The sequence below is a fragment of the Clostridium sp. M62/1 genome (genome assembly GCF_020736365.1).
GTDB lineage: Bacteria > Bacillota > Clostridia > Lachnospirales > Lachnospiraceae > Otoolea > Otoolea saccharolyticum_A.
This window is the reverse complement of sequence record NZ_CP085988.1, coordinates 1,008,253-1,031,621: the sequence shown is the minus strand read 5'-3', so window position 1 is coordinate 1,031,621 and position 23,369 is coordinate 1,008,253. Positions and strand designations below refer to the sequence as shown.

At 50.9% G+C, this 23,369-nt stretch carries 21 protein-coding genes and 1 pseudogene; 1 reads left to right on the top strand and 21 read right to left on the bottom strand.

Annotation, left to right across the window (positions count from 1 at the left end; translation table 11 throughout):
- Window positions 1-3: 3 nt before the first annotated feature.
- From rfbF to LK436_RS05335, 10 genes are all read right to left on the bottom strand, one after another.
- Complete coding sequence (rfbF, locus tag LK436_RS05380) at window positions 4-780, bottom strand: glucose-1-phosphate cytidylyltransferase (protein ID WP_008396577.1); 777 nt, start codon at window positions 778-780, stop codon at window positions 4-6.
- A 29-nt stretch (window positions 781-809) separates the two neighbouring features.
- Window positions 810-2,486, bottom strand: coding sequence for a DUF6056 family protein (locus LK436_RS05375; RefSeq protein ID WP_008396576.1), 1,677 nt, complete (start codon window positions 2,484-2,486; stop codon window positions 810-812).
- Window positions 2,483-3,892, bottom strand: a complete 1,410-nt coding sequence (locus tag LK436_RS05370; protein WP_008396575.1) for a hypothetical protein — start codon at window positions 3,890-3,892, stop codon at window positions 2,483-2,485. The genes LK436_RS05375 and LK436_RS05370 overlap by 4 nt, the downstream gene beginning before the upstream one ends.
- Before the next feature lie 57 nt (window positions 3,893-3,949).
- On the bottom strand, window positions 3,950-4,597 hold the full coding sequence (locus tag LK436_RS05365; protein ID WP_015574681.1) for a D-sedoheptulose-7-phosphate isomerase: 648 nt from the start codon (window positions 4,595-4,597) through the stop codon (window positions 3,950-3,952).
- A 57-nt stretch (window positions 4,598-4,654) separates the two neighbouring features.
- Window positions 4,655-7,012: a glycosyltransferase family 39 protein gene (locus tag LK436_RS05360; RefSeq protein WP_008396573.1), complete on the bottom strand. Its 2,358-nt coding sequence runs from the start codon at window positions 7,010-7,012 to the stop codon at window positions 4,655-4,657.
- 1 nt (window position 7,013) lies between these two features.
- Window positions 7,014-7,670: a D-glycero-alpha-D-manno-heptose-1,7-bisphosphate 7-phosphatase gene (locus LK436_RS05355; protein ID WP_008396572.1), complete on the bottom strand. Its 657-nt coding sequence runs from the start codon at window positions 7,668-7,670 to the stop codon at window positions 7,014-7,016.
- A gap of 85 nt (window positions 7,671-7,755) precedes the next feature.
- Complete coding sequence (locus LK436_RS05350; RefSeq protein WP_008396571.1) at window positions 7,756-8,826, bottom strand: GHMP kinase; 1,071 nt, start codon at window positions 8,824-8,826, stop codon at window positions 7,756-7,758.
- Complete coding sequence (locus LK436_RS05345) at window positions 8,820-9,530, bottom strand: nucleotidyltransferase family protein (protein WP_008396570.1); 711 nt, start codon at window positions 9,528-9,530, stop codon at window positions 8,820-8,822. Before LK436_RS05345 ends, LK436_RS05350 begins: the two co-directional genes overlap by 7 nt.
- Window positions 9,531-9,536: 6 nt before the next feature.
- A complete protein-coding gene (locus LK436_RS05340; protein WP_008396569.1) occupies window positions 9,537-10,631 on the bottom strand; it encodes a M42 family metallopeptidase in 1,095 nt (364 codons plus the stop codon).
- A gap of 167 nt (window positions 10,632-10,798) precedes the next feature.
- Window positions 10,799-11,776, bottom strand: a complete 978-nt coding sequence (locus LK436_RS05335) for a MurR/RpiR family transcriptional regulator (RefSeq protein ID WP_008396568.1) — start codon at window positions 11,774-11,776, stop codon at window positions 10,799-10,801.
- A gap of 148 nt (window positions 11,777-11,924) precedes the next feature.
- Between LK436_RS05335 and LK436_RS05330 the strand changes: the two genes are divergently transcribed.
- Window positions 11,925-13,289, top strand: coding sequence for an MATE family efflux transporter (locus LK436_RS05330; RefSeq protein WP_008396567.1), 1,365 nt, complete (start codon window positions 11,925-11,927; stop codon window positions 13,287-13,289).
- A gap of 161 nt (window positions 13,290-13,450) precedes the next feature.
- Here LK436_RS05330 and LK436_RS05325 read toward each other — a convergent pair whose 3' ends face one another.
- From LK436_RS05325 to LK436_RS05275, 11 genes and pseudogenes are all read right to left on the bottom strand, one after another.
- Entirely contained in the window at window positions 13,451-14,617 is a 1,167-nt protein-coding gene (locus LK436_RS05325; protein WP_008396565.1) for a MalY/PatB family protein, read from the bottom strand.
- The gene (locus LK436_RS05320) at window positions 14,595-14,987 is read right to left on the bottom strand and encodes a GNAT family N-acetyltransferase (protein WP_227910205.1); all 393 of its coding nucleotides are present in this window, start codon (window positions 14,985-14,987) and stop codon (window positions 14,595-14,597) included. The genes LK436_RS05325 and LK436_RS05320 overlap by 23 nt, the downstream gene beginning before the upstream one ends.
- 87 nt (window positions 14,988-15,074) lie before the next feature.
- Window positions 15,075-15,791, bottom strand: a pseudogene (locus LK436_RS05315) (amino acid ABC transporter ATP-binding protein); the annotation flags it as partial.
- A gap of 10 nt (window positions 15,792-15,801) precedes the next feature.
- Window positions 15,802-16,467 carry an amino acid ABC transporter permease gene (locus tag LK436_RS05310; RefSeq protein ID WP_008396563.1) on the bottom strand — a complete coding sequence of 222 codons (666 nt, stop codon included), beginning with the start codon at window positions 16,465-16,467 and terminating at the stop codon, window positions 15,802-15,804.
- A gap of 15 nt (window positions 16,468-16,482) precedes the next feature.
- Window positions 16,483-17,304, bottom strand: a complete 822-nt coding sequence (locus LK436_RS05305; RefSeq protein ID WP_008396562.1) for a transporter substrate-binding domain-containing protein — start codon at window positions 17,302-17,304, stop codon at window positions 16,483-16,485.
- Window positions 17,305-17,750: 446 nt separating this feature from the next.
- A complete protein-coding gene (locus LK436_RS05300) occupies window positions 17,751-18,962 on the bottom strand; it encodes a tyrosine-type recombinase/integrase (RefSeq protein WP_008396561.1) in 1,212 nt (403 codons plus the stop codon).
- Window positions 18,963-19,108: 146 nt separating this feature from the next.
- The gene (locus LK436_RS05295; protein WP_008396560.1) at window positions 19,109-20,317 is read right to left on the bottom strand and encodes a tyrosine-type recombinase/integrase; all 1,209 of its coding nucleotides are present in this window, start codon (window positions 20,315-20,317) and stop codon (window positions 19,109-19,111) included.
- A gap of 71 nt (window positions 20,318-20,388) precedes the next feature.
- Window positions 20,389-20,619: a hypothetical protein gene (locus tag LK436_RS05290; RefSeq protein ID WP_002576363.1), complete on the bottom strand. Its 231-nt coding sequence runs from the start codon at window positions 20,617-20,619 to the stop codon at window positions 20,389-20,391.
- The gene (locus LK436_RS05285) at window positions 20,612-21,034 is read right to left on the bottom strand and encodes a type II toxin-antitoxin system PemK/MazF family toxin (protein ID WP_008396559.1); all 423 of its coding nucleotides are present in this window, start codon (window positions 21,032-21,034) and stop codon (window positions 20,612-20,614) included. The genes LK436_RS05290 and LK436_RS05285 overlap by 8 nt, the downstream gene beginning before the upstream one ends.
- Window positions 21,035-21,682: 648 nt before the next feature.
- Complete coding sequence (locus tag LK436_RS05280) at window positions 21,683-22,201, bottom strand: hypothetical protein (protein ID WP_002576365.1); 519 nt, start codon at window positions 22,199-22,201, stop codon at window positions 21,683-21,685.
- 12 nt (window positions 22,202-22,213) lie between these two features.
- Window positions 22,214-23,365 carry an AAA family ATPase gene (locus tag LK436_RS05275; RefSeq protein ID WP_008396556.1) on the bottom strand — a complete coding sequence of 384 codons (1,152 nt, stop codon included), beginning with the start codon at window positions 23,363-23,365 and terminating at the stop codon, window positions 22,214-22,216.
- Window positions 23,366-23,369 lie beyond the last annotated feature (4 nt).

Genomic DNA, 23,369 nt, shown 5'->3' with positions numbered 1-23,369 from the left:
CTATCAGTTTTCCCAGGTTTTCCACGGGGCATTGCCGCTCTGCCACAGCTCCTCCAGGTGTTTTTTATCCCTCTGGGTGTCCATGCAGTGCCAGAAGCCGTTATGGCGGTAGACCATCAGCTGGTGATCCCGCGCCAGGTTTTCCAGAGGGGCCTTCTCGAACACGGTGGAATCGCCCTCAATATAGTCGAACACCTTCGGTTCCATCACCATGAAGCCGCCGTTTACAATCTTACCGTCGTCGTCATTTTTTTCCCGGAAGGCTGTGATGGCTCCGCTCTCGTCCACCTCCAGGACTCCGAAGCGCTGCCCTACATTGACGCCTGTGATCGTGGCAATTTTCCCGTGCTCCCTGTGGAACTTCAGAAGCTCGTCCAGATCCACATCGGAAACTCCGTCCCCGTAGGTCAGCATGAAGGTCTCATCCCCCACATAGTCTCTGATCCTCTTGATGCGGCCTCCTGTCATGGTGTGAAGCCCTGTGTCCACCAGAGTCACCTTCCACGGCTCAGAATAATTATTGTGAACCTCCATCTGGTTATTGGCCAGGTCAAAGGTCACATCTGAGGTGTGAAGGAAATAGTCTGCAAAAAATTCCTTTACCACATACTGCTTGTAGCCCAGGCAGATGACAAACTCATGAAACCCGTACTGGGAGTAGTGCTTCATAATGTGCCACAGGATTGGCCGTTCCCCGATCTCCACCATGGGCTTTGGCTTTAAATGGCTCTCCTCGCTGATGCGGGTCCCGAAGCCTCCTGCAAGTATTACAACCTTCATTTCTTACCTCCTCATTTTCCGTCACCGCTTCAGGGCCTCGTCTGGCTGCGAAACGCCTCCATTCCCGGAAACGGCCGGTAATCGAACTCCACATCTTCCGGGAGATCGTAATATTCCCTCATCCATACGATCATGAAGGAAAAATTCTCATCATAAACAACCTCATTTTTGCAGAGCAGGTCGGGAAGCTCGTAGACTTCTATCGAATCAATGTCTGCGCCGTTCTTGATCGCCCTCGCGCTCTCCTTAAACACTGCGTCATCGTACATGAGAACCTCGTAGTTGGACCGGTAGCCCTGGTAGATATTTCTGAGGTTCGGAATACTGACAGCCGACAGATAGAGGAGGGCAGCCAGTGAAACAACCGGCAGCCTTCCGGCCTCCCTCAGAAGGGCCTTCCCGTACAGGTAGGCAAACAGGAGCCATGACAGGTACAGGAACGGGTAAAAGATTCTCAGGGGAACCTCCGGCACAATGGCTGCCGAGCCTACAGACAGCACAGCTGCTGAAAATACAAAGGCTCCAAACGGCTGGTTTTCTTTCCTATAGAATAATATCACTTCCACAAAACAAAAAGCAATATATATCAGCAAAAGATTCGCCGCCGCCCCTGAATAATTTCCCGGCGGGAACACGGACAGCTTCTGTTTCATCAGATAGCCTGCAAACACCGCCGCCGAAATCCCTGAAAACGCCAGGTGAAGGGCCGCGCCTGCTCTTCCCCGGCCCCCTGCCTGACGGGCCATCACAAGGCCCAGAAGGATCATGACAGGGAAGAAAAAGAGCAGATAGCGCAGGTTGTCTCCGGAAAAGAACAGGTTCATCAGCAGAGGAATGTTCCTGCCCAGCTTTCCGAAAAAGCTCAGAGAGGCAAAAGCCGCATTGCCCTCACTGTTCATTCTGGCGCTTACGGCAGGGGAGAGAATGATTATGAGCCCTCCCGCCGCGCAGGCTGCAAAGGTAAGGCCGTCGTAAATCCTAAGTCTTCTGTTTCTCAGAAATTTGTACACAAGGCAGATAACGGCAAAAGAAACCGTGGTGACAAACCACTGTTCCTGGGACCAGGCAGCCAGAAAGCCCAGAAGCACACAGGCTCCTGCCCGGATAAGCCCGGGCTTTTCCCCAGGCCCATAGAGAGCAGTCCTGTAGAAGCAGAGGGCAAAGCCCAGAAATGAGACGGCCGGCACAACGTAGATAAAGCTGGCTGCATACCAGTAAGTGCCCATTCTCTGAAGCATGATCCCCAGAGTTCCATAGAGCAGACAGAGAAAAGCCGCCAGCAGTATCTTTCCAAAAGGAGTAAGCCCGGCGGATTTCCCCTGCTGTTCCTCCCCGCAAACCTCTCCTGCGCTCAGACTGCCCTCCAGCATTTTCTGGACAGTCAGAAAGATCATCACCAGCACAGCCAGCACAGCCGTAGCCATAAATACCTGGACTCCCCTGATTCCTCCTATCATGTGTACGAAGCAATAGAGGAACATATAGAGAAGCCTTCCATTGGAGTTTACATAATGTCCCTTTATAAAAGCCAGAAGATCCGAAAAGCCATAGTCAGCTCCAGCCACAGGGATATTGGTTCCGTAGCTCAGAGACAGATAGCCGTAGTCATCGTAGTAGATGAACACCTTCCCGAACTGCATCAAGAGAAACAGATAAAACACCGCGAATACTGCGATATATGCGTATTTCGGACACCGCTTCATCATCTCTCCTCCTTATTGTAGAAAATGTTGAGATTGTTTTCGTCGAGGATCTCAAGGGCTTTCCGGGCTCTCTTCCCGTCCGTGTGGAGCGCTTCACCCAGAGCCTCATCCGTCTCATTTTTGTAGTTGAGGGCAGTTTCCTCTGCTATCCTCAGGGATTCCTTTCTAAGGGGTGCCTTTAAGAGCTCCTGCCTGGTGGTGTAGAAATTCCCCGCCAGCAAAAGAACAGCAAAGACAGCGGCTGCAGCCGGAAGAATCCTTTCAGCCAGACTTTTCCTTCCCGCATCTGTTCTCCTTTCCTTTATTATCGAGAACACTGCCGCAAAGGTAAGGAGGATTCCAAAAATACCCATCTCATACTGGATCGCATACCGGGACGCCATCCCATAATTTTCCTGCAGAAAGATCCACCTGGAATAGAATACCAGGCAGTGGTTGACTCCGCCTGTCAGAATCAGCAGAAGCGGAAAAAGTGTTCTCTCAAAGACGCGGAATCTGACATTCAGATAGAGGGCGAAGAGATAGAAGGCGATTACCACCGCCCCCAGAAGGCAGACACCCTTTCCCGTTTTAATCACTCCGGAAATAACCTCAATTCCCAGTACCGGAGAGGCAAAGGCCTCCAGAAAGAATTTCACAAAAAACTTCGGATCTGCCAGGAGCGCAGACACCAGGGAGGCATCCGTCGCCCCTCTGTATTCATATACAGCAAAATGGCTGCTCAAAAGATAGAGTCCCAGGGCGCCCAGCACAAAAGCCAGATCAAACGCCCACTCCCGGTTCACTGTCCGCTCTGTTCTGAATTCCTTCAGGAGAAGGGCTCCATAGGCCAGAGTCAGGATCAGAGAGTAGCTGCCGCAGTAAGGCCCTGCCACAAGCAGAGTGAGAAGGGGCGGAAGCGCCTTTAAGAATATCCTGTCATACTTTCTCTCCTCCCCGCCTGCCACCCGGTCTAAGATCACAAAATTCCAGTAAAAACCGGCGATAGACAGAAAGCATACCCAGCCGCTTCCGTTTCCCAGCATCTCCCACTTGTTCAGGCTGAACAGGAGAAGCATGATGACGAGAAACCATGGGGCATAGCCGCGTTTTCCCCGGCAGTAGGCTGCAATGGCCAGGGCAGAGAGGCCATGGCTTAAAACGCCGAGCACCATATCAAAGGCGGGGCTGTAGTGAAACAGCGCCACATTGATGATTCTGCCAAGGTAGGTGATCGGCACCCTTGTCAGTACATCCGGCACGAAAAACTTTGCAGGATTTCCCACATCCGGCAGGTAAGAGACAATAAGCCTCATATAATCCGTGTAGGCCAGATCTGTAGTTGCAATTTTTAGGTAATAGAGGCAGAACACCACTCCCAGGGCAGGGAGCCCCAGATAAAACAGCCTTTTTCCCAGTTTCTGATTCATACTCCTTATCCTTTCCTGTGTCTATCTATCCGCTCATCATTACAGCTTCCCAAAAGCCTATCTGGCTGAAGGGAAAAAATGCTCTTCTAACATCAGGCACAGGGCGTGGTAAATGGGCAGGTGAAGCTCCTGGATCTTGTAGGTTTCCTGCTCAGGAGCGACGATACACACATCGGACTTTCCCTTCATCTTTCCTCCGTCACGGCCGGCCAGTCCGATCACTTTCATTCCCTTTGCGCGGGCAGCCACAGCGGCCAGAACCACATTTTCAGAATTTCCGGAGGTGGTGATCCCCAGGAACACATCTCCCTCTCTTCCGTAGCCGATCACCTGCTGGGCGAAGGCCATACCAGGGTCCACATCGTTTAAAAAGGCTGTGGTCAGGCCATTGTGCCCTGTCAGGGCAATGGCGGGAAGCCCCTGCTGAAGTTTTCCTGCCAGGGCTTCTCCCCTCTCCTGGTCGGCATTTTTCAGGGCCTCTTTTAGTCCCTCATCTAACTCTCTTCTCTTTACAAAGCCCTTCATAAGCTCCCCGACAATGTGCTCACAGTCGGCGCAGCTTCCGCCGTTTCCTGCGGCCAGCAGCTTCCCTCCGGCTGCATAGCAGTCCCTCAGAATCTCATAGGCCTTCTCAATTTCTCCCCTCACCGGAGTGAGCTTCGGGTATCTCTCCATCAGTTCATCCAGGTATCTGTACTCATTCATGTTTTTCCCTTCCTTTCGTACTTCATAGCTTCCAGTTTTCACGGCCGCCTGCGCGGATCAGCGGGTTTCTCCTGCCTGCTTCATCTCGTAAGTGAGGTAGTTTTCATCAAACAGCCTCAGATTCTCTCCCGACTGGCTGTCAGGCCTGCCGTCCAGATCTACGCGGGCCAGCACGTTTCCATGTTCAAATTTCAAATCCGTGAGAGTTCCGCGGCTGATCATCTGGCGCACCAGGCCATAGCTCCACTCCCAGCTTCCCTCCCCGATAAAGCCTGCCTCCACATAGGCGTAATCGGCCCTGGCATAAGCCATATACTCCTCAAAAGCCTCTACCGTATTCACCAGCTCCACATTTCCCCAGGGGGAGGTAATATCCTTGTAGGACTGGACTATACACGGGAACTGAAGACAGCCCGGATGGTCACCGAAGGCGATAACTCTCGTGGCAGAGTCCTGGGACAGAATATTCCAGATCTGTTCATTTCCTGTCTGCACCATTTTTTCGTGCTGGAGGGCTTCATGGTTGACCCTTCCCTTATTCACCCACTGGATCTCGGAAAAGCCCAGGCTCCACGCCCAGTTGGACTCAGCGGTCAGAAGCACATTGAAAGCCATAATCGGAAGCAGGAGAAGGCAGGCCGCTCCTGAAAATCTCCGAAAGCCCTTTCTCGAAAGAGACGCCAGAAGGCTGACTGCTCCGACGATAATCCCTGTATACAGAAGCATAAAATAGTTTCCGTCAATCTGGTAAAGCATCACAAGGCTCACCAGATTGACAGCCAGAAACGGCCAGAAGGCTGTGTGGGCGTAGGCGCTTAATAGCCTCTGTCCCTGCTTCCCGGTTTCTCTTTTTTGCGCCTCCGCTGCCAGAAGAAGGCAGGCCGCAAGACAGGCTCCCGTCAGAAACAGGATCAGAGGGCTTCCCCATGCAAACACCACATGGCCCATGTCGTCCCCGGCAGGCATGATCAGCATGTGAAACAGACGTCTGGCCAGCACCGCCCCATTGCTTTCCTCCTCCCAGTTCTGGGGGAGGGCACTGGAGGCAAAGGGATATTTCATCTGAAATCCCAGCTTCTCCAAGATAGAGGTAAAGACAGAGGTCACCGGCATTCCTGTAATAAGCATGGTCCTGGCCCAGATTCCCGTCAGGGCTGCAGCCGGAAACAGCATAAGAAGCCACTGGCGGATCGGCGCCCTGAGCTTCAGAAGCCTTCTGAATATCAGATAGAGCCCGCTCATGCCGAAAATGGCCGTTGAAAATACCAGGGATGTGGACTTCATGGTCAGGGAGAGCAGGTATGCTCCTGCGCTTAAGGCCAGCAGGGGAAATCTTCTTTCTCCCGTCTCTCCCGCCTCCTTAATGTATAAGGACATATAGTAGACCATGAAGATCTGAATCAGCCAGGTGATCACATCCGGCTTGGCGGTGATGGACATATTCATAATTCCCGGCACGCAGCTTACCAGAGCTGAGGCTAACAGCGCAAAACGCCTGTCCATATAAAGGCAGGAGAGGCGGTACAGGGCAAAAAGTCCTAATGCTGCAAGCCACAGGTTAAAATACAGAAGATAGCTGTGGCTGGCCAAATCGCACAGGGGGAGGGTAAGCGTTTCAAGCCCCTTGGCATAGACATAGGCCATCCCCACCATTCCGGGATTTTCATAGATCCCGGATCCATTGTCCAGGACATACTCGGAGCGGACACCGTACCAGAGAGTGTCAAAGTCCAGGGCAATATTCATTCTGCCTGCCTGGATAAGCACCATCACAATCAGAAAGGTGATGAGGAGATAAAAAACCGTCCGCCATCTTCCATCCAGCCTGTTCTGACTATCCTCCGGACATCGCCGTCCAGGCTTTCCCGCTTCTGTGCCAGGCCTCCTCTCCCCTGCCCCCCGGACTCCCAGCCAGAGCAGAAGGGCGGCACCTGACAGCAGGGAAAACCACCTCAGCTGTCTCACTGCCCCTGCATGGAAGGCGGACAGCAGACAGAAGGCGGCAATAACTGCAGATGTGCCCAGGATGAAGTCAGCCATCCATCCGTCCCGGAGTTCTCTCTGTTTAAACAGAACGACTCTCAGAAAATAGCCCGTCAGAAACAGATAGCCCAGATACAGGGCGGAAACCGCCATAGGGAGAAATACCACATGGGCCCAGTTAAACAGGACAAAGACCAGGGCTGTGAAGCTCCACCGAAACAGCGGCCTGCGTATCAGGAGAAGGCCGCCCCCAATCAGCACGAAGATAAGCGCGATCTCCGCCATCATCTTGGCTGTCTCCGGGGTTTTAAACTGCCAGGAATATGTCCCGTCTCCGGTAAAAAGTGTCACAAACGGGACAGCCACACAGACTGCCCCCAAAACAAGAAGAAGAAAAGCCAGAATCCTCTGGCCTGTCTGCTTTCGTTCCATACTAAACCGCCTCTCTGTCCATACGGCAGATGAGCCGTACAGCCTCTCTCAGATCTTCTGCATACCAGTCATACTCCGCGCTTTCGCCGCCGGAAAATTCCTGTCCCGAAGAGGAGCCCTTCTGTCTCTTACTAAGCTCCTGCTCTCTCTGCTCGGCGCCGTAGCCTGTTCCCACCAGGATGCTCCTGATGCCAAAATTATGTCCTGCGGCCGTGTCAATGAGCTTGTCCCCCACCATAAAAGACCGCTCTCTGTCCACGGGGCAGTCCCTGTCCGCAGCCTCAAACATCCCCGTTTTCGGCTTTCTGCACCTGCATTCTGTCTTGTAGATTCCGATCCCGTGCTCCGGGTGATGGGGGCAGTAATAAAACGCGTCCACATGGGCGCGGTCCCTGGCCAGAACTTCATTCAGGTAGCTGTGAAGCCTGTCGACATCCGCCTCCGTATAATACCCTCTGGCCACTCCCGCCTGGTTGGTCACCACCACCACGCGAAAGCCCGCCTCATTCAGCTGCCTGATGGCCTCCGGCACCCCCGGTATCAGCTTCAGATCCTCTGGCCGGTAGAGGTAATTGACCTCCACATTCAGAGTTCCGTCCCGATCCAGGAACACGGTTTTCGTCTTTATTTTCTCTCTGTTTCCGGTATCCGGCTTCACTCCGTCGTCCTCCCTGCATGTACCATTTTCAGGGCAGGTTTCTGTTTCCCTGCCCTGCTTTCCTGCTGCCTGCTTCCCATTCCAATCACAGCTTAAAGGTGTAATTCCTGTCAGGCATCCGGACACTGACCTCCCCGTACTTCCACCTCTCACTGTCGCAGCACCAGCTCTGGACACCCCGCAGCTCAAAGTTCCAGTCCATGAGCTGTCCGCCCACCTGCTCCATGCGGGCCGCCACCTTGTGCTTGACATTGTAGGGGCAGTACATGAGAAGGAAGCCGCCGCCGCCTGCTCCCAGAAGCTTTCCTCCCAGAGCCCCGGCCTTCTTGGCCTCATCGTAGAGCTCATCGATCTGTGGATTGGTTATCTTGCTGCTCATGCGCTTTTTGCTCTGCCAGCCATAGTCCAGGAGCTTTCCGAAGCTGTGGAGATTTCCTCTCAGAAGCTCGTCCTTCATGGCGTAGGCCAGAGCCTTCACCTCGCACATGGCGTCAAAGGCATCCTGTTTCTTGTAGTTGCTCACCTGATCCTTGATAATATTTGCGGAAACATGGATATTTCCCGTATAGCACAGAAGCAGGTTGTACTGAAGCTCATGGATAATATCCTTCTTAATCCGCAGCGGGTTTACAATCACATTGTTCCTGCCGTGAAACTCGATAAAGTTAAATCCTCCAAAGGTGGATGCATACTGATCCTGATAGCCTCCGGCGATTCCCAGGTCAAGTCTCTCCACGCCGTAGGCCAGGTCGGCCATGGCGTAGCCGTCCAGCTCGATTCCCTTCCACTTGGCCATGGCCGAGAGAAGAGCCACCATCACGGTGGAGGATGTTCCCAGGCCTGAGCCGGGAGGCGCATCGCACTGCAGATAGACCTCGCAGCCCTTCTTGATGTCCATGGCCTTCAGGGCTGCTGTCACCAGATCCAGCTTTCCGTCATAGACATAATTTTCCTTTGTATTATATTTCACCGTCATGTCAAAGTCCAGGGAGTGGACCACGATCTGGTCATCCTCTCTGGGAATGATGGAGCAGTATGCGTATTTATTGATGGTGCTCCCGATAATGGCTCCTCCCTGCTCTACGCAGAAAGGCTCTACATCCGTTCCGCCTCCTCCGAAGCTGACGCGAAGGGGCGCTTTCGCGCGAATTACCATGAAACGACTCCTTTCTTTACGTCCTCCTGGAACCTGAAATAATCCTCCGGGATTCCGATGTCGATAAAATATCCCTCATTGACAAAGCCTCCCAGGCGTTTTCCCTCCTTCATCCAGCGGGGGATCATCTCCTGCTCCAGGGAGACCTTCCCCTCCGGGATCTCCTTAAGCAGTCTGCGGTCCATCAGGTAAACGCCTCCGTTGATGGTGCCCGGGCGCTTCTCTCCCTCCAGCTTTTCATTGAAGCCGGTGAGCATGCCGTCTGTGAGCGTTGCCGCTCCATACCGGGAAATATCATCCACCTCTCGAAGCACCAGAGCCATATCGAGGCTCTTTTCTGCCTGCAGCTTCGCCAGGCGGCTGTAGTCCAGACTGTAATAGGTATCTGCATTGAGGACAAAGAAGCGCTCCTCTGTCACAAATCTTCCCGCATTCTTTATGGCCCCGGCTGTGCCGAGAAGCTCCTCCTCATATGCGTAGGACGCACGGATCCCAAGGTTGCTTCCGTCCCTGAAGTGCTCTTCCACCATACTGCCCTTATATCCCACGGCAAAGATAATGTCCGCAATCCCGTGGCGGGCAAGCCCCCTCACCACGTACTCCATAAACGGCCTTCCCTCGATCAGGGCCATGGGCTTGGGCCTGTCGCTTACCACGCTGCGAAGTCTTGTCCCGAGTCCTCCTGCCAGTAAAATTGCCTGCATGTTTCCCTACCTCCCGCTTCCAGAGCCTTCGCAAAGGAGGAGCTCCTCAAAGAGTCTGGAGGATTCTTCCTTCTCCATAAGCCCTGCATAAGCCGCGATGAGCCGGAAGGTTTCCATAAGTCCCCTCACATGGGTTCTCTCCTGGCCGTGGGAGGCGCTGACTCCCTGGCCGATGAGGGCTCCCCGGATATTGTTTCCTCCCTTTAAGGCTGCTGACACATCCGAACCGTAGTGGGGAAATATGTCAACTGTATAGCCGATCCCGTACTCCTTTGCCAGGGAAATGAGCCGGTTGGTCATATCGAAATCATAAGGTCCGCTGGAGTCCTTGGCACAGATGGAAACACGGTACTCATCTCCGTTTAAGTCGTCTCCCACGCATCCCATGTCCACTGAGATCAGCTCCTCCACATCCTCCGGGATATAGCTGCACCCATGGCCGACCTCCTCGTAATTGCTGATCAGCATTTTCAGAGTCTGCACCGGCTTCTTCCCCGTGTCGTGAATATACTTTAACACGCCCAGGATGACAGCGACGGAAGCCTTGTCATCCATATGCCTGGATTTGACAAACCCTCTCTCCGTCACCACAAACTTCGGATCAAAGCTCACGAAGTCGCCGGCTCCGATTCCCAGCTTTTCCACATCCTCTGCCGTGCGCACAATCTCGTCCAGACGGATCTCCATATTTTCCTCTGTCCTCTTCAGCTCCCGGCATCCGTCCCACACGTGTACGGACGGCTGAGTGGTCTGGATGGTTCCCGTAAACTCTCTGCCGTCTCTGGTGAGGATTTTGCAGTAGCTTCCCTCAATCGCCTCCATCATCATGCCTCCCACCTGGGTGAAGGCAAGCGTGCCGCCGGCTCGCACAGAGCGCACCATGGCCCCCAGAGTATCCACATGGCCGGAAAAAGCCACAACCGTTTCTGTCTGTCCGGGAACTGTGATAATCAGGCCGCCCTTGCGGTTGTACTCCGTCTGAAAGCCAAAGCCCTCCGCCTCCCTGCGGACGATCTCCATGACCTTTCCGGTGCAGCCGGAAGGGCTTGGGGTGTTCACAATCTTTTCCAGTGTGTCTAAAATATATTTCATATATTCCATCTTTCTTTTTTCTCCTTCTGTGCATTTTTTTGCCGTCTATGCCTGAAAAGGCACGGCAGGGCAGACAGAGGGCAAAACCGGACGGTCTGCCGCTGCCGCCGCTGCCGGATGGGTATCCTTGGCAAAGCACGAACTGTAAACATTCTATCACATATCCCCTGTATTTTCTAGTATCGTCCCGTTTCTGTAAGAAACTCTTCCATTTTTTTTAAACGCTCCTCATTCTGCTCTCTGCCCCTGCTACTCATAAGCCCGGTCAGAACCTCCATGGTCATGACGAGGCTTACATAGGAGTTATAGAAGGAGAGGTTTTCTGTACTGTTTAATAGAATTGCCTCCGCCCCGGCGCAGACAGGGGAGGATGGCCTGTCTGTCACTGCGATGATACGGCTGCCGGCCTTCCTGGCCATGGACGCCGCAAAGACTGCCTCGCTGGAATAGCGGTCATAGGAAATAACTGCCACTGCATCCCTCCCGGTCAGATCCACCAGGGTATCCACCGTCGGGCAGGAGCCGTTGACCACATGTACCCCCGGCCGCACACAGGAGAGCATAACTCCGAAGGAGGCCGCAAATCCGGCGCAGGCGCGAAAGCCCACTAAAAAGACACGCTCCGCCTCGGACAGGATGTCAGCCGCCCGGCTGCAGCTGCCGTAATCGCCGGGGTTCTGATCCCTCTCAATGTTTCTGAGGGCGTTCTGACGGATTGCACCTATCAGCTCCTCGTCTGTCAGCCCGTCGTAGCTTTTGATCTTCTCGTAGGGAATGGGACGGACTTTCATGCCGCCTTCCAGCTCTCTCTTCAGCTCAGCCTGAAGAGCCCGTTTAAACTGGGCAAAGCTCTCAAATCCCAGCCGTCCTGACACGCGCACCGCCGCGGAGGCGCTGACGCCCGCCTTCTTCGCAATCTGCGCCGCCGTCTCAAAACAGGCCTCCTTCTTATTTTTCACGATATAGTCCAGAACGGCCCGATCTCTGGGCGTCAGCCTTGCGGCCGCGATGCGCGCCTCCAGCGTTTCTTTTTCACTGACGGCCGTCCCTCCTTTTTCTCTCTGCTTTTTCGCTTCACCTTCTTCTGCCATCTCTCTCCCCCCTCTCTCTCTTATGCTCTCATCAGCTTTCTCTGTTTTCTTCCTCTCTTCCATATGAACCCTCTCTTTTCTCTTTCTTTTGTTGACAATCCCTGAAATAGTCTTATAATTGTGGTATGAATGATTTTTTATAATTATTATACAATAGTTTTGATTTTTTTAAATCATTTTATTTGTCAGGACAGCAGAAGGAGGACAATCTATGGCCAGAAACATGACGCAGGGAAGTATCACCGGCCACCTGCTTGTATATGCGGTTCCGCTGGTATTCGGAAACCTGTTCCAGCAGCTCTACCACACCGTGGATTCCGTCGTGGTGGGGCAGTTTAACGGAAAAGAGGCGCTGGCAGCCATCGGCGCGGCCGGTCCGATTATGAATATTCTGATTTTTCTGATCGTAGGTCTTTCCATGGGCGCATCTATCATCATGGCAGAGTACTTCGGGGCCGGTGACTTTCCGGCGCTGAAAAAGGAGATGGCCACCTCCATCGTGTCCGGTCTGATCCTCACCGTCATTATCACTGTGCTGGCTGTGGCGGGAAGCGGGCTTTTCATCCGCCTGACGCAGACACCTGAGGAGATCGCCCCTCTGGCATCCGACTATCTGAGAATCGTCACCGCAGGACTGATCTTCACCTTTTTTTACAATATCCTGTCTGCGGGACTTCGGGCCATCGGAGATTCCAAGGCCCCTCTGTATGTGCTGATAATCACAACTGTTGTCAATGTAGTTCTGGACATCCTTCTTGTGGGAACCTTTCACATGAGCGTCTATGGAGCTGCTGTGGCCACTGTGATCGCCCAGGCAGTTTCCTCCCTTCTTCTCTTTGCCTACATCGCTGTCCGGGCAAAAATCCTCTGGGTTCCCGTCAGAGAGCTCCGCATAGACAGGGATTTTCTGAAAAAGACCATTGATTTCAGCTCTGTCTCCGCCCTCCAGCAGACCATGCTGTACCTGGGCCGGCTTCTCGTCCAGTCCGGAGTCAACATGCTGGGCGTGGACGCCGTCGCAGCCTTCAATGCAGTCTCCATCGTGGACAGCTACGTGCTGGCCCCCGGCGACAGCCTGGCCTCCTCCATGACTACCTTTGCGGCCCAGAATAAAGGGGCAGGAACCTTCGGCCGGATCTCGAAGGGGCTGAAAACCATGCTCTGTATTGCGGAGATTTACGTGGCCCTGGTGGCAGTCCTCGTGTTCAGCCAGTGCCGGCTGCTTTTGGGCTTTTTCCTGAAGCCGGAGGAAACTGCGGCGATCGCAGCGGGGATCTCCTACCTGATTCCCATGTCCTTCGGATACCTTCTGTCCGGGATTACCAATACCTTCCAGGGATATTTCAGAGGGATCGGAAACCTGAAAATCACCCTCTGGGCCACCCTTCTGCAGATTCCCATCCGTGTGGCCCTGACCTACCTGCTTTTAGACGCCATGGGTGTTCAGGCTGTGGCAGCCGGAACCATCATCGGATGGATCTGCATGGCCCTGTTTGAGGTATTCTGTTACCGCAGGTGGGGAAGATTTGACGAGAGAGGGCTTGTGTGGGAGCGAAAAGGAGGGGAGGCCGGCTGAAAAAAAAAATCGGCGCCCTTGGAAGCAGTTTTTGCTTCCTCAGGTGCCGATTTTTATGCACTATTTTCTCAGAGGTCTGTTTTGCAGCAGACGATCACATCTGCTTGTTTCTGAACGAACTGCTCTGACTCTGCAGCGGTATGATTCTGATGCGGGAAAGGCTATCCTTCTATTAAAAGGCTGAGCCTGTCTGCGATTTCCTTCACATTTTCCCTGCTGGTGGCCAGGTTAATCCGGATATATCCCTCATACTCCCTGCCTCCAAACCACTCCCCAAAATCCACTGCGAGTCCGCACCGGTTCTGAACCAGTTCCTTCACTCTTTCTTTTTTCACTGCCCCCGATAAATCAACCCACGCAAGATAGGTTCCCTCCAGAGGTGAGATAACTGCCTCCGGAAGGCTCTGGCTCAGCGCTTCCTTCAGGCAGACATAATTATCCCTGACTAGGCAGAGTGCTTTCTCCAGCCACTGCCTGCCTCCCTGATAAGCAGCCTGCACGGCTATGTAGCCAAAGGCTCCCCCTTCTGTCAGATGAAGCCTCCTGGCCGTCTCGTCATATCTTTGCCGGAGACCGGAATCGGGGATAATCAGAAAGCCATTCTGGCAGCCTGAAAGATTGAAGGTTTTGGCCGCAGATGTCAGGGTTATCAGAATGCTGTCGTAACTTCCCACAGCTGCCGCCGCTGTCTGCTCCCGCTCCCCTGTAATCAGATCCTGGTGAATCTCATCAGCAATTACAAAAACATGGTTTTCCAGGCACAGGTCCAGAATCGTCTTCAGTTCTTCCCGCGTCCATACGCGCCCCACCGGGTTATGAGGAGAACAGAGAATAAACAGTCTGACCTTTTCCTCTTTGATTTTCTTCTCAAACAGCTCTGTATCCATCTCGTAGACACCGTCCCTGCAGCGCAGAGGGCAGCGAATCAGCCTTCGCCCTGTTTCCTCTGCCGCATGAAAAAACGGATAATAGACCGGAGGCATCACGAGAACGGAGTCCCCCTCCCCGGTCAGCATCTGAATCAGCCAGTAAATGGCCGGCACCACTCCCGGCACAAAGCGTATCCACTCTTTTTCCACCTGATAGGAATGGTACTTCCTCTCCCAGCTGATAAACGACTGCCAGTAGTCCTCCGGCACCTTATAATAGCCGTATACATTAAAGTCCACATACTTTCTGAGAGCTTCCTGCACACAGGCGGGAGCCTCGAAATCCATGTCTGCCACCCAGGCCGGCAGAAGCTCTGCTTTGCCGAACTGCTCCTTAAGACCGTCCCATTTCTCACAGTCTGTGTTTTTTCTGTCCCTATACTTCACTGTCTCCTGCATTTGTCCATTCCTTCTTCATGATCTCAGACTCACATCCATTGTGATACCTGTGACAGTTCTGGCAGTCAGAAATATCCGGGGCATCATCCCTCCGGATGATCTCAAAGCCAAGCTTTTTATAAAATTCCGGCACCTTGGCATTCAGATACAGGCACTGCGCCCCTCTTTTCCGGGCCTCTGCCTCTGCCCGCTGCACCAGAAGCCTTCCCAGTCCCCTTCCCTGAAACTCCTTTTTTACTGCCACTGTTTTCAGGATGAATACATCCTTGTCGTAAACCAAAGACGCTCCTCCCAGTCTTTGTCCCGTCTCTGTGTCCTTCACCTCCAGACAGGTTAAAAGTCCCTCCGGCTCCTCGGAGTCAGGTTCCATCTCAAGCCCTTCCTCAATAAACATGGGGATCATTTCTTTGTAATGGTCAGACAGGATTACCTGATATTCCTGTTTCTCTTCCAGCTTCAGGAACGCTCTGGTGCGTTTGTTTTTCGGATTTTTAAACATCTCCTTTGCTGTTCCCTCTTCCACAATTTTTCCATTCTCCATAAAAATCACCCGATCTGCCACCTTTTCTGCAAACTTCATCTCATGTGTCACAATGATCATGGTAAAGTGCTGCTCTGCCAGCTTCTCAATGACCTCCAGCACCTCCTGAACCCACTCTGGATCCAGGGCAGACGTGGGTTCATCGAAGAGCAGCACATCCGGCTCTACAGCCAGAGAGCGGGCAATGGCCACCCGCTGCTGCTGCCCTCCTGAAAGAGTGGCAGGATACTGCTGTGCTCTGTCTCCCATTCCCACCTTTTCCAGATAGTATTCAGCCTTTTTTCTGGCCTCCTGCCGGTTCATTTTCTTGGCAAAGATCAGAGGATCCATGACATTGTGGAGAACATTTTTGTTCAGAAACAGGTTGTAGTTCTGGAAAATCATAGCCGACTGCTTTCTCAGGGCGTGAATCTCCTTTTTCGTATGGCTTGCGGCGTCCACTGTTACTCCGCCGATGGTAATTCTGCCCTGATCCGGCGTTTCCAGATAATTCAGGCATCGAAGCAGTGTGGATTTTCCGGTCCCTGAAGAACCGATTACCGCCGCCACCTCTCCCTTCTTTATTTCCAGGCTGAGTCCCTTTAAAACCTCCTGATTTCCGAAACTTTTGTGAAGATTTTCAATCCTTACCACTTTCCTCCCCCTATCTTACATACCCTGCTGAAAATTTTTTCTCCAGCAGTGCCTCCGCCCGTTCCAGCACCAGGATAATCACCCAGTAAAGAAGCATCAGGAGCATATACGCCTCAAAGTAACGAAAGGTCACGGAAGCTCTCAGGTTTGCGGCAGCCGTAATCTCGATAACGCCAATTGTGAAGGCCATGGAGGTTCCCTTCACAATGTCCACCAGGTTGTTAAACAGGGACGGAATCGCCACTCTGACCGCCTGCGGAAAAACAATGTGGGCCATTGCCTGCAGGGGAGTCATCCCATGGGCCAGAGCCGCCTCCCTCTGTCCCGCAGGCACAGACAGAAGCGCTCCTCTCACCGCCTCTTTCATATAGGCCGCCGAGTTTAATGTCAGCCCTACAATACATACGGCAAAAGCCGGAATATCCCTCAGCTCGGGAATAAAGGTAGGGATTCCGAAATAGAGGAGAAACAGCTGAGGAATCAGCGGCGTTCCTCTGAAAAATGACACATAGACTGCGCACACCTGTCTCAGGACAGGCACCTTAAAATAATCAATCCCTGCAATCACCACAGCCAGCAGCAGGGACAGCACAAAAGACACTGCTGCCAGGCTCAGGGTAGTGGGAAGGGCGGCAAACATTGAGCGGAGGACACTGACTGAAAATTCCCAATCCATATCTAGCCGCTCCTTTTATAATTCCTCGGCGCCTTCCGGCTGCACGGAAATATCCATGTCAAACCATTTTTCTGACAGCTTTTTCAGTGTTCCGTCCTCGTGCATTTCTTTTATAGCCTCTGAAACGACAGAGCACAGTTCCTCTCCTCTTTCCGTCTTAGGAAATGGGTACACATTTGTCTCCAGTACATTCGTATCTCCCAGGATTTTCAGGTTGTCTACCTCCTCCAGCGTGGTAATGCAGGAAGTCTTTGCCCTGGGCCACAGATCGCACCTTCCAAGAGCCACTTCCTGAACAGACATTCCGTCATAGTAGACCGGCTCCAGCTTTACTCCGTACTCCTTCTCGATTGCCTCTACAATCAGCTCATCACTGGTGTTTGTCTCACAGGAGATGGTCATTCCGTCCTTCAGATCATCCATGGACTGAAGCTCTTCGTTGTCTGCCCGCGACAGAAGAGAATAGATATTGTAGGCGTAGGGCTCTGACAGGCAGTAGGCTTCCCTGCGCTCGTCAGTGGCCGATATCTGCTCCCCGACTGTATCCAGACGCTCGTCATTCAGCATGGCCCACATGCCGTCCCACTCCATAATCTGGTATTCTATCTTGTAGCCTGTCCTTTTTCCGATCTCCATCCATACATCATAGTCGTAGCCTGACAGATTTCCATTTTCATCCGTCTGAATCCACCCTGGTGTAGTAGCCTCACATCCGATGCGGATTACCTTCTCCTCAGCGGCTGCGCTGCTCTCCGTATTCTGTCCGCCGCCTCCGCATGCTGTCAGCAGCAGCGCCGCTGCGGTATATACTGCTGCTCTCTTCCATTTTCTGTTCATACCTGTCTCCTCCTCTGCTTTTTCGATAAATCGATGCCTGCCTTTTTATAAAACAGCAGGCCCTTTCCTGTGTACTCCTGTTCACAGCTTTCCTGCGAACGTCTCTTTTATGGTTCTATTCAAGTATATTCCATCTGCAGGGACAGTTCTAATTGTTTAATATCATAGACCGGATAATTATATAGATATTTTCTATAAATAATTTTTGAAAACTGGAAAGCGGCAAAAAAAGACCCCTGAAAGTTTCACACCTTCAGGGGTCTTACTATTATTTTTAACAGTCGGGAAATTATCGCTTGCTGAACTGCGGTGCGCGACGGGCTGCCTTGAGACCGTACTCACCTGACCTTGATCCAAAAAGACCAGTATTCATGCGGTTTTCCGGGCTTTCCTCTCTCAGTAAACCCATAGGTAAACCCACGAAATCGCGAAATTTTTGGTGCAGTTTAACGCAGCCCGAATGCAGCATTCACAACGCTGCTTAATTCCTCAGGTTTATTATACTTGACTTTCGCATAGATGTCCATAGTCGTTTTGCTGTTCTCATGGCCTGCCAGATACTGCACCGTCTTAGGATCAACACCTTTGTAAATCAGATTGGTGATGTAGGTGTGCCGCAGCATGTGCGGAGTCACCTTGAAGTCCATCGTATACACCAGTTTGGGATTATTCGGCTGATGCTCACCAAGCCTTGGCTTTATTCTATGCTTGATGGACTGTCCATTTACATAAGTGTAATAACAGCGTTCTGCAGTAGAACGGACTGTTATGTACTTCCAGACTCTCACAAACTGTGTTTCCGTCAAAACAGTTCCCTTCGAATTCGAGATCACATATTCCGATTCTGATTTTTCCCTTTCTTCCCTGAGACAGGCTACCAGGCATTTTGGAATCGGAACATCTCGTTTTGCTGCCGGTGTCTTCAATAGCGTGTTGACTACCGGCTCACCGCCTTCCACATGCCATGCACGCCTTATCGAAATGTACGGCGTTTTTTCATCCAGGAATACGCAGTCCCATTTTAATCCAAGGATCTCTTCTCTACGCAATCCCGCGTACAAACCGATCATCACGAAGACATACGGTGGAAGCTCACGAATGCTATCCAGCAAAATGGCAGTCTGTTCATCCGTCAAAGCCTCGCGCCGTTTCGCTGGCTTTCCGCCTCTTGCGCAAATCGTTTTGGATGGATTCTCTTTAATCACCTTGCTCTCTTCTGCTGAATTAAAAATGTTCTTAATCAGCATATTGAGCTGACCATACATTCCGGAAGAACCTTTTGATAACGGAACCATCAGCAGCCGCAGGTCATCTGTGGTCACCTCGTCCATATACATCTGTCCAATCGGACCCACGATGTACCGATTCACCATCCGTGCGTATCCTTCCAACGTATTAGTTCTTACCGTTCCAGACCGCATCAGCAACCATTTTTCACAGTACTCTTCCACGGTCGGATTCTCTCTATGGAAAACCACTTCCGCGATTTTCTTCTGGGCATCTTCCACCCGGTCATACAATTCTTCGCGTGTCAGCCCATAAATCGCCACTCTCTTTCCGTCTGCATCTGTAATCCGGGTGCGGTAATACTGTACCCCTTTCATCATCACTGTTCCGTATTCCGGAAGTTCAGCAGGACGCTTTTTCCCTTTAGCCATGTGTTCTCCTCCTATCTATCTTCATACATTGCGTGTTGTCACTTTTATTATCATGGCGTACAGCACTTCCTTCAAGGATGTCGAATATATGTAAAAAGGGCAGGGATTTTTGACCATCCCTGCCCTAATTTCTTTCTGATTTACTCTTAATCCCACGATGCAAAAGCATCTTCCAGCACTCCTGCGAGCTGCTCTGGGCGATTATATTTCACCTTGGCGTAAATATCCATGGTGATCTTGCTGCTTTCATGACCGGCAAGATACTGAACCGTCTTCGGATCAACCGAAGCATGAATCAGATTCGTAATGTAGGTGTGCCGCAGCTGATGCGGAGTCACCTCAAAGTCCAGACTGTAAACCACATTTCCATTGTGTGCTGCCTTTTCCCCCAGAACCGGCTTCACCGTATGCTTCACCCTCTTGCCATCTTCATAGCGGTAATAGCAGCGTTCCTTGGTGGTACGGGTTACGATATACTGCCATAATCTCTTGAACTGCGTATAGGACAACGGGTCTCCATCCCGGTTTGCAACCACAAAATCCGATGTCGATGTCTTCTTCGCCTCTTTCAGACATTCCAGAAGATTGTCCGGCAGAGGGACATTCCGATGCGCTGCCTTTGTTTTCAGCTCTGTCAGAATCACCGGACGATTATGCTCCGTATGCCAGGCTCTCCGAACGGTAAGGTACGGAGCCTCGCAATCAAGATACACCGAATCCCATTGAAGTCCGAGGATTTCTTCTCTCCGCAATCCTGCGTACAGCCCCAGCATCACGAACACATACGGCGGTAAGCCGTAAATGGCATCCAGCAGCTTATCCACCTGCTCATCCGTAAGCGGGAGGCGGTCCTTCTGGGGAATCCCGCCCACATTCTTCTTCAGATAGATGGTCGGATTCTCATCAATGATCTTACTCTCCATTGCTGCCGTGAAAATACACTTATATAGAACGTTCACTGATTTGTACACGGATGCCGACTTTTTCGATGCCGCCAACAGTGCCAGGCGAATGTCATCTGCTGTTACATCTCCCATATGCATATCGCCCAATGGCTTGATGATGTAGTTCTTCACTTTCGATGTATAGTCAATCAGCGTTGTCATCCTGATCTGTGCCGACTGCATCAGCAGCCATTTCTCGCAATACTCCTCCACTGTAGGTGTACTGCGGCGATACGTCTTGTTCTCAATCTGCTGGATCGCTTCCTGTTCCTTCTGGTACAGTTCCTCTCTCGTTCTTGCATATAAGGAAACCCGCCGTCCCTGCTGATCTGTTACACGGGTTCGATAATATTGCGTTCCCTTCATACTCACCGTACCATAATCGGGAAGCATCATTCTTCTTGCCGCCATATCATTACCTCCAATCCTGTTGATGCTTTCATTATTGCGGATTCATCGTCCATACTCAACGATGTCGATTTTCACCGCCGAAAGCTTCGAGGTTTGCGATATGTCGCAGCACGTTCCATCGGTTTTGCACGGTGCGTACATTTTGCAATGTACTCCTGAATCCCCACTTCCGTGAAATAAACGCAGCCGTTTTCCACATACTGAACATAGGAGATCAAACCGTCTGTTCTTGCAGCATCCAGTGTTTTTACGCTGATTCCCAGTATACTGGCTGCTTCTTTCCTTGTAATCAGTTTATCCATCGCCTTCTTCGCCATCCTTTCGGCATTTGCCCTGCCTTTTTTTCTCTACTTGTTCCGGAATGTAATATCCAAGTTGAATCCTTACAGCTTCATCAATCCCACGCATCTGCCCCTTACTTACCCGCCCAAGATAGCGAATCACGCATATCTTGTCGCAGGTGTCGAGCTGTTCTGCCAATACCATAGACGGTTTTGCCAGTCCCTTTGCTTTACGGAGAAAGAAATGCGTTGGCTGTTTTCGCTTCTTCTCAATTTTCGATGTCAGCGGAGCAATCGTGATCGTCGGCGCATAATAATTGCCGACATCATTCTGAAGAACCACAACAGGACGAACACCGCCCTGCTTTGATCCGACCGGAACACCGAGATTGGCGAGATATAAATCACCTCGCCGATAAACCCAGTTTTCTTTCATATGCTGTTGTCTCCAATCTCCATACACTGATATGGATAAAGCCTGCCAGGTATCATGCTGATACAGCACCCGGCAGCGCTTTCTGAAAATATGGTTTCTCTGTACTTTTTCTTATCACCCCAGAGATGTAGGATTTCTCACAGGCGGCAGTGTGCTTCACTGCTCCATTGGAATTTAACCATCCCGCCTTCCTTATGGCCGGACCGCGAATTACGGAAGTATCATTGTCCCTGTCTGGCTTTAACACCGCCGCCGGTTGCAATCCGGCATTTGCTTCTGCGAAACCGCTATCGCCCCGATGGGCTTCATGGCGTGCAGTCGAAGGCTCGACCAAACAGGAATGTACCTGAAGAATGAGTATGCAGTTTTCAAGGGACATCCGGACTTTCGTCCTTACAAAGTAAGTTTAACAAGAATCCTCCGGTTTCGCGTTGGCCTCGTAGGCGCACTTTGGTTGTCCTTGCAGGACTACATACGGTTCGTTTTGACTTTTTCAGTGTTCTATACAGCCGGATTGAGGCAAAAAAATACCCCGTTGGTTTCCCAACGAGGCATCAAAGACGATTCTATTCTATTTTCTATAAACTGGTACCCGTTTATCTCCTAGTGACCATTTGAGTCACGGCTAATGTATCAAAAAAGCAACGCTCATCTCAGCAAATCAGACAAGCTGTATTCTCCTTTGGGGATATTTGCTGTTCTGCGATACTCTTTTATGGCTTTCACCAAGAGCTGAGGATTACTGAAATACTGCTTCACAAAATCATACGACTTCACATCATGCATCCGAAGATTTATTTTACAAAATTCGCTTGGTTTTTTTCCAGAACGCTTAAACTGATCATATGCTCCTTCCGCATGAATAATCAGCATTTCAATTTCTGGAGCAGTAATGACATTTACCACGTCAATTTTCTGCTCATATGCTTTACTCAATCGAAATTCCTCTCTGCGAGAATCCAAAATCCGTATCACAGAAATCTGCTCATCGAATCCTTTCCGTAAGTATCGCTCCTCGAATCGTTTAGCACTTCTGCAACGGATGACACGTTCTTCCAACATTTCTTCTCTGTTGAAAATCAGAAGATCATTATCAACCAGTATGTCGATAATAGCTTCTTCGGCAGAGCCTTCACATATACACGCCTTGTATTTTGCTAATTCCATTCTGCCGCCTCCTTAATTGATTGAAGCAGCCAGGCTTTTCTTCAAGCGCATATACGCTTCATATGCTGGCGTTGTTCCCTCAAGGAAGCCGCTCTGGTAAGCATCACTCTTTTTAATATCATTACGTTTCAATATATAGCTCAGATTTTCTGCTGTAATGCCATTACGGTTTCTAACGATACAAATTCCGTCATTTCGGTCATATTCGTCCAGCAGTTCCGGATAATGCGTAGTGAAAATAAGCGTTCCGCCATTTTTGTTCAGTCGGCTGTCCATAAAGAAGCGCACTAAGGTCGTTACAATTTCCTTGTTGAAATGATTCTCTATTTCATCTACCAGAAGATAACCACCTGAATGAAGAACTTCCTTTACCATCGAGAATGTAATAATACCCTTAATCGTACCAGAGGACAGATACTGCTCAAGGTCTGCCGCATTATTCAGGATAATCTCTTCTTCATCCTTAAACTTCAAGTGGATAAATGTTTTTCCCTCTGTCTGCTCAAAACACAATTTCTCAATGGTCGGATCGAGAAATGCAATTACCTCCAATGGAATATCTTCGGTAAATGGAAGCACATTCACATTCGTATAGGAAAGCAGGCTGAATATTTCCACTGTATCATTTGCTTTTTTATTATGTGCAATGACAAAGCTGACATCATCAGAAAGGTATGCTTCATCGCTATTGCGCTGCTCTACAGGCTTCATTCCTGTAAAATCTGTCAGATACTTTTTCGACTTAACGGTTGCAATCGGTTTTTCCCAAAGGCTTTCAGACAGAATCGAATACACATATTCCCCTGTTTTCGACTTCTTTGCCGCAATTACAGTTTCCAAGCAGCAGACGTAGCTACGCTTATCATAAAAATATGTGCGGATTGTAACATTCTTCGCTCCGCCAAGAATGCTTTTTGCCTCCACATGATTGATGGGCTCATTTTTCACAATATTTAAGGCCAAGCTAATGACCTTTAATACCGAGGTCTTGCCAGATGCGTTAATTCCAATGAAAGCACAGGCAGAGTGGAGATAGTAGTTATCCGTCAAACGGTAAAGACTATCTTTGTCCTCTTCGCAAACACGTTGCTGCGTATAAAAGCAAATATCCAAGTCTTTTTTGAATAATGGGAGTCCTTGTGCGGTGATGCGGAGTATTTTCATAGGT